At 39.4% G+C, this 1303-nt stretch carries 1 protein-coding gene; it reads left to right on the top strand.

The features are described 5' to 3' along the window. Positions 1 to 1209 (top strand): hypothetical protein (locus tag H5186_RS22480; RefSeq protein ID WP_310737100.1); only part of this gene is annotated, 1209 nt, incomplete at its 5' end. Between the last annotated feature and the right edge of the window lie 94 nt (positions 1210 to 1303).

Below are 1303 nucleotides of genomic sequence, written 5' to 3'. Positions count from 1 at the left end.
ACCGTTTCATGCCCAAAAAACTACCCCGTTCATGCTTCGCATTGCTGCCTCTACGACCAATTTACACCGTACAATCAAGGACTATTGATGTCATTAATTTCAGTAAAAAAATCACCAATAACGCCACTGTTAACTAAGTCATTTTCACGCCGTGCAGTCATAATGTTACTAAGTGTCGCTACGCTGCTATTAGCAGGCTGTGGTGAGGAGCCTAATCCACCTGCTAAACAAGTTGTTGAAGAGCAACCCAGCCGATTTAGTAAAGATAAATTGGCGTATCGTCATACATACCACCCTGAATGGCCTAAAGAGGTGCGCAATGAGGTGTATGGCGATAAAGAAACGTTTTCAACTCCGCGGATTTTATTTAAAACCAACATAGAGTGGACGGGGCAAACTACATTATTTTCTGCGCGCATGGATCTCTCTGATAGGCGCCGCATTATTCCCGAAACTGCATTTGAAGATAAATGGATGGTTGGGCTACATAAACCGGTGCGCTCGCCAGATAACCGCTACATTGCTTTATCTATGGATACAACAGAGCACGGCTTTACCCGCGAGCTGTGGGATACCAAAACCCAACAGTTTATTTTTATGAGTAAAGGCCATGGTTATGCCCATTTTAATTGGACTAAAGACAGTGAAAATGTGATTTTTTACGCCAGTGGTAAGCATTATAACTACCATGTACCCACTAAAACACTTACTGAGCGGCCAATTATTTACTCTAATGGCTTGTTTTTATTGCCAGATGGTAAAACTTTTTTAGCCGATAAAAAAAATAAATACTGGTTACATGATTTTAATGGCGACGTGATAGAGAAGGTCGATTTAGGTTTTAATAACCATTTTACTATGAAGTATTTAGAAGTATCCCCCTTCGGCGATTATATTTATTTTTTATCAGAAGGGCTTGGGGCGGCGCAAAATTACTGGATTAACTTATCGGACCCCAATAAGCGCATTATATCACCAAGAAAAGCAGATACTTACTTTTTCTCAGATAAAAAAAATAAAGTGTTAACAAAATCTAAAAGAAAGTCTACTGAGCTTCTTGGGAATGGTTGGGCGTTTAATAATTATTACTTTATTGAGTTAGATTTAGTGACCCGGCAAACAAAAGAGATACCGATTAAAGAAAGTAATATTTGGGGCATGACCGGAATATTTATTTATGACGTGTTTAATATCAAGGATGAACAATGACAGAGCTATTGAATACAGGGCAATCTAGTTTTCCTAAAGCGTATTTACTCACGGGCTATGTTAATAGAGGCGAGCCAATCAGCAAGCTCACCCC

It is taken from the genome of Pseudoalteromonas sp. SG41-2 (assembly GCF_014164535.1).
Taxonomy (GTDB): domain Bacteria; phylum Pseudomonadota; class Gammaproteobacteria; order Enterobacterales; family Alteromonadaceae; genus Pseudoalteromonas; species Pseudoalteromonas rhizosphaerae.
The sequence above is the reverse complement of the archived record's forward strand: the minus strand, read 5'-3'. Positions and strand labels throughout refer to the sequence as shown.